The following is a 5899-nucleotide window of genomic DNA, read 5'->3' on the forward strand; positions in this document are numbered from 1 at the left end:
ACTGTGGGAGCTGGCTTGCCTGCGATGACTTACTTACTGAGCAGAAGAGTCTGCCTGTAAACCATCTATGCAAGCCTCAACCAAAGCCAAGCCGGTTTCCGCCAATTGCAGGCTGGCCCAATTCAGGTAGCTCTGGTGTTCAGTGCACAGGTCTTGAGCCGCCAAGGTCAGCACGCGCGCGGTGCCCAGCACATAACTGGCATGTTCCAGCGCATGCTCGATGGGAATGCCGGATTGTACGCAAAACAGCGGTGCTTCACTGCGGTCGCTGGGGCCGAAGAGGGTGGTGCGGGTGGTTTGTTTGGACATGGTGAAACTCCTATGGAAATCGGAGCTGCCACGTTTCGCCGTCAAACGAATGGGTGGCAACTGTACGCAGGTTGACGGACCGGTCATAGGAACCCGGCGCGCTCGAAAGCGCCCCACGCACAGTCGCCATAACGCTGTGCTTGGTCCTATGAGTGTCCGAGGCCGTCAAACCTCATCACGAATGAGTCGTGACAGGCGCGAGGATAGGCAGGATGGGGGCAAGGGTCAATGCTGGCGGTTGTGCTTCAGGCCGCCATCGCAGGCAAGCCAGCTCCCACAGTAGACCGGGTACATCCATTGGAATGCGGTCTACTGTGGGAGCGGGCTTGCTCGCGAAGAGGCCCTCACAGCCACCGCAAAACCCAAGAAAAAGCCCCCACCCAACTCACTGCGGATAGGGGACGCAATGGGCTGGGCGAGGGCTTCTTGTACGACTGTTTTACTGCGCGATAGTTTTCACCGACACGCCACGCTCAATCGGCGTCGAGCGACCGTAGATATCTTCAAACCGCTCGATATCGTCTTCGCCCAAATAGCTGCCCGATTGCACTTCGATGATCTCCAGCGGGATCTTGCCCGGGTTGCGCAGGCGGTGCACCGAGGCGATCGGGATGTAGGTGGACTGGTTCTCGCAGAGCAGGAACACGTTTTCATCACAGGTGACTTCGGCCGTGCCGCTGACCACGATCCAGTGTTCGGCGCGGTGGTGGTGCATCTGCAGCGACAGGCACGCGCCCGGCTTGACCGAGATGTGCTTGACCTGGAAGCGCCCGCCCATGTCCACCGAGTCGTAGGAGCCCCACGGACGGTAGACCTCGCAATGGTTCTGGGTTTCGCTGCGGCCCTGGTCGTTGAGGGTGCTGACCATCTGCTTGACGCCCTGGACCTTGTCCTTGTGGGCAATCATCATCGCGTCCTTGGTTTCCACGACCACGATGTTGTCCAGGCCGATCACCGACACCAGCTTGCCGTTGCCGTGGATCATGCAGTTGCGGCTGTCCTGGATCACCACGTCGCCTTTGCTCACGTTGCCGTCGGCGTCTTTGTCATTCACTGCCCACAGCGAGGCCCAGCAACCCACGTCGCTCCAGCCGGCACTCAACGGCACCACGCAGGCGCGCTGGGTTTTTTCCATCACGGCGTAGTCGATGGAATTGTCCGGGCAGCAGGCGAAGGTGGCTTCGTCGAAAGTCACGGTGTCGGCGTCTTGCTCGCTGCGTTCCAGGGTCAGCAGGCACGTGTCGTAGATGTCCGGGTCGTGCTTTTTCAGCTCTTCGAGGAAGCGGCTGGCGCGGAACAGGAACATGCCGCTGTTCCAGAAATAACCGCCGCTTTTGACGAACTCGACGGCGCGTTTTTCATTCGGCTTTTCGACGAACTGCTCAACGCGGCTGACGCCTTCGGGCAGTAACGAATCGTTGGTCGACTTGATGTAGCCATAGCCGGTTTCCGGGCGGGTCGCCGGTACGCCGAACAGCACCATCTCGCCACGTTCGGCGGCCACGGTAGCCAGGGCCAGGGCGCGTTGCAGGGCTTTCTGGTCGTCGATGACGTGGTCAGCCGGCAGCACCAGCATCAGTTCGTCACGGCCTTCGTTGACCAGCATCATCGCGGTCAGCGCCACGGCCGGCGCGGTGTTGCGGCCAAACGGTTCCATCAGGATGCGCTGGCATTCGAGTTTGCGCGTGCTCAGTTGCTCGTTGACGATAAAACGGTGGTCCTTGTTGCAGACCACGATCGGGCTGTCCATGCCTTCAAACACCAGGCGCTCCAGAGTTTGCTGGAACAGCGTGTGCTCGCCGGTCAGGGCCAGGAATTGCTTGGGGAACTGTTTACGGGAAAGCGGCCAAAGACGTGAGCCGCTACCACCGGAAAGGATTACTGGGATCATGGTGTTTCTCCTTGAATCGATATGGGTCAGAGCTACGAAGGTTTGTCGTTTCACTCTTGTTTTTGTCTCGGTCCGAATTGACTCCAGGGCCCCCGTGGGAACTGGGCTTGTGTGGGAGCTGGCTTGCCTGCGATAGCGGTGTTGGATTCACCACCGCCATCGCGGGCAAGCCCGGCTCCCACAGGGCCCTGTTTCCACAAGGGGAGTGGGTCAATTCGAGAAATTAATCAGCGGGTCGACACGGGGCGCTTGACCCAGACTGGCGAAATGCTCGAACCCGAGCCGGTGACGTACAGCACTGCCGCCTCACCACGCTCCAGGGCAACCGGCTTCACGTCGCCGACTTTCTTGTCGCCGTCATACAGCGCCAGGCTCACCTTCACCGGGTTGATTTCGCGCTCGCCACGGCCTTTGGCGGCCACCGACTTGACCACGTCGGTCTTGCCGTCGGCGGTCTTCAAGGTCAGGGCCTTGTCGCTGAGGTTCTGCACGCGCACCAGGGATTTTTGCTTGTTCTTGAACGGCGGTTCTTCGATCAACTGCGGCTGGCCGCTGCTGTTGTTGACCAAGGTGTAGTAGTGGTCGGCGGCAAGTTTGACCGGCACGGTCTGGCTGCCGACCTTGGCGCTGTAGTCACCGCCAGGCATGAAGCTGAAGTCGCTGCTGGCCAGCGGTGCAACGTCGCTCAGGTTGGTCGCGCCGACGGTGGCGCTGACTTCCTGGTTGCTGGCGTTGTAGACCCGCACGAAGCTGGAGCCTTTTGGCGCAGTTGGGCCGTAGAGCGCGGCGTCACCACCGGCGAAGGCAGACATCGATACGAAGCTCAAGCCGGCAGCGATAGCCAGGGTCTTGGCGAGACGACGCGGAGTAGTAGTGAAAGTCATGTGAGTTACCTCTCTTTCAGTTTTGCGCCCGGTCGGGCGTCTCGGATTTTTTAAGGGTGTTCAGTGCCATGTTTTGTTGGCGCGAACCGGCTTGTTTAAGCTGCGCAACCCACTGCGGGTCGGCATCACCGATTTCGTTGTTGACGGGCAGATAGCGTTCAGGGAACTCCCAGATCAGCACCTGTGGCGGGCTGTTCTTGAAGTCATCACTTTTCAGGTAGCTGAGCATCGGCAGGATCGGGCCGTGACCGTCTTCGGAGTAGTTGATGACGTCACTGTGCAAGGCTTGCTTGAGCGCGCCGACGAAGTTCCAATTGGGGTTGGCGCTGTAGCTGGTGCCGACCAGTGCCACCGGGGTTTCGCTGTCGGTGAACAGGGCGTCGTCGCCCTTGGTTTCAGCCAGGTGCGTCACGCGTTTTTCCAACGGCTCTTTAGGCGGCATCAGGTTTTCGAACAGCGGGTCCAGCGGCAGGAACAGACGCAGGTCGCCTTTGTGCGGCTCGGTTTTCTCGGCTTCGGTCACGAAGCGCTGCGGCTCGCCGCTGAGCGGGGTCTTGTCGGCGATCACCTTGGCCAGTTGCTTGGCGGCGATTTCAGCGCCGTCCGGGGTCCAGTGGGTGTCGGTGCGCAGGAACACTTGCTTGCCGCCCAGCTTGCCCTGTTGCAACGGGCCGAGCAGGTCCGGGGCGATGATCTTGTCGGCGGCGACACGGGCGTGGAAGTCCTCGTACAGGTTGGCGTGGATGCTGGCCGGTTTCACTTCACCCAGGTGCTCCGGGTACAGGCGCACCTTGGCCGGCACGATCGCCATCACCAGTTGAATGCCTTGCGCCTTGAGCTTCTGGCGCACGCCTTCGACCAGCGCGTAGTTGCCTTGCAGGTTCTGGTCTTCATTGACGGCGGGGTTGAACTCCTCGTCGCTGTATAACCAGTGATCGCGGCCCAGCACCACGCCAGGGCGGCCTTCGTTGAACAGCTTGTAGTCCAGCGCGGCCCAGAGGTTGGTGCCGATGCGCTTGATCGGGAACTCGTCGTCGTAGTGGGTCTCGACGGCTTTGGTCCAGCGGCCGTTGAGCACCGTCGCGTCGGCGTTGGTGCTGAAGCCGAAGAAACTGCGCATCGACCAGGCGCCCAGGGCGAGCAGCACCGCCAGGAACAGGCCGATATAGAGGACGCGGAATGAACGGGTCATGGTCGGCTCCCTCAAAATTGGAAGTAAAGGAACGGCGAGAAGCTCTGCGCCGACAGTTTCAGAATCGACGCCACGAACAGCAGCAGCACCGCGGCGCGCATGGCGTAGCGTGGCCAGTCAGCGGTCCAGTAAGCCGGTTGCACGGCGGCGTCCTGGCCCACGGTGAAACCTGGCTGGTGGATGCTGCCCGGGTTGTCGCCCGGTACGGCCTTGATCAGGCTCGGGTCGGCCGGTTTGGTTTTCTCGGCAGGGCGGTTCGCATAGAAGTCGCGCAGGCCAAAGAACGCCAGGGTTGCGTACGCCACCACCAGGGTTGCCACTTGCAGGCCGGTGAGGTTGGCGCGGTTGAGTTCCGACAGCGACCACTCGCCAAAGCTGAACATCGCGCCGTACATACGGCCGGCGACGTGCAGGTTTTCGGCGCGGAAGATCACCCAGCCCATCACCACCAGCAGGAAGGTGAAGGCCCAGCGCACCACGTTGAAGCTGCGCGGCGCGGTGTTGAGGCCGATGGCTTTTTCAATCGCCAGCCACATGCCGTGCCAGGCGCCCCACACGATGTAGGTGATGTTCGCGCCGTGCCACAGGCCGCCGAGCAGCATGGTCAGGAACAGGTTGCGGTAGGTGGTCAGCGTGCCTTTACGGTTGCCGCCCAGGGTGATGTAAAGGTAGTCACGCAGCCAGGTCGACAGGCTGATGTGCCAGCGGCGCCAGAACTCGGTGATCGACTGGCTGATGTACGGCTGCTTGAAGTTTTCCATGAAGCGGAAACCCATCATCAAGCCCAGGCCGATGGCCATGTCGCTGTAGCCGGAGAAGTCGAAGTACAGCTGTGCGGTGTACGCCAGCGCGCCGAGCCACGCGTCGCCGGTGGTGGGGTTTTGCAGGGCGAAGCAATGGTCGGCCACCACCGCGAGGGTGTCGGCGATGAACACCTTCTTGATGAAGCCCTGCATGAACCGCGTGCAGCCCTCGGAGAATTTATCGAGGGTGTGGGTGCGGTTGTTGAACTGGTCGGCCAGGTCGCGAAAGCGCAGCACCGGGCCGGCAATCAGGTGCGGGAAGATCGCCACGAACGCCGCAAAATCGATCAGGTTGCGGGTGGCCGGGGTGTCGCCGCGGTACACGTCGATGATGTAGCTGATGGACTCGAAGATGTAGAACGAGATCCCGATCGGCAACAGCACGTGCGTGAGGATGAACGGCTCCAGGCCCGCCGACTTCATCATCACGTTGATGCTGTCGACCCCGAAGTTGGCGTATTTGAAGTAGCCGAGGATGCACAGGTCGACTGCCACGCCCAACAACAGCCAGCGCTGGGCCGGCTTGGTGCGCACGCCGGCTGCACCGACCTTGAGGCCGATCCAGTAATTCCACAGCGTGACGGCGGCGAACAGCGCCAGGAAGTCCACTCGCCACCAGGCGTAGAACACATAGCTGGCAATCAGCAGCAGCAGGTTGCGATAGCGTTGCCCGCTCAAGTAGTACAAGCCGAGAAAGATCGGCAAGAACAAAAACAGGAACACATTGGACGAGAAAACCATCCCTATCTCTCCATGTTTAACCAACAGTCAAGGGCCAACGGCCCCCCCAAACCCCCCACGATTTCGGGGAGGGCGGTAC

At 61.0% G+C, this 5899-nt stretch carries 5 protein-coding genes; all 5 read right to left on the reverse strand.

The window, feature by feature from the left end; translation table 11 throughout:
* Positions 1–33 precede the first annotated feature (33 nt).
* On the reverse strand, positions 34–309 hold the full coding sequence (locus WBB95_RS00520) for a DUF3077 domain-containing protein (protein ID WP_424485813.1): 276 nt from the start codon (positions 307–309) through the stop codon (positions 34–36).
* A gap of 439 nt (positions 310–748) precedes the next feature.
* Complete coding sequence (locus WBB95_RS00525) at positions 749–2200, reverse strand: mannose-1-phosphate guanylyltransferase/mannose-6-phosphate isomerase (RefSeq protein ID WP_424485814.1); 1452 nt, start codon at positions 2198–2200, stop codon at positions 749–751.
* 227 nt (positions 2201–2427) lie between these two features.
* Complete coding sequence (locus tag WBB95_RS00530) at positions 2428–3084, reverse strand: alginate O-acetyltransferase AlgF (protein ID WP_122541747.1); 657 nt, start codon at positions 3082–3084, stop codon at positions 2428–2430.
* Between the two features lie 16 nt (positions 3085–3100).
* The gene (locus tag WBB95_RS00535) at positions 3101–4276 is read right to left on the reverse strand and encodes an alginate O-acetyltransferase (protein ID WP_424485815.1); all 1176 of its coding nucleotides are present in this window, start codon (positions 4274–4276) and stop codon (positions 3101–3103) included.
* An 11-nt stretch (positions 4277–4287) separates the two neighbouring features.
* Entirely contained in the window at positions 4288–5820 is a 1533-nt protein-coding gene (locus tag WBB95_RS00540; RefSeq protein ID WP_424485816.1) for an MBOAT family O-acyltransferase, read from the reverse strand.
* Between the last annotated feature and the right edge of the window lie 79 nt (positions 5821–5899).

Source organism: Pseudomonas sp. (genome assembly GCF_049645325.1).
GTDB lineage: Bacteria > Pseudomonadota > Gammaproteobacteria > Pseudomonadales > Pseudomonadaceae > Aquipseudomonas.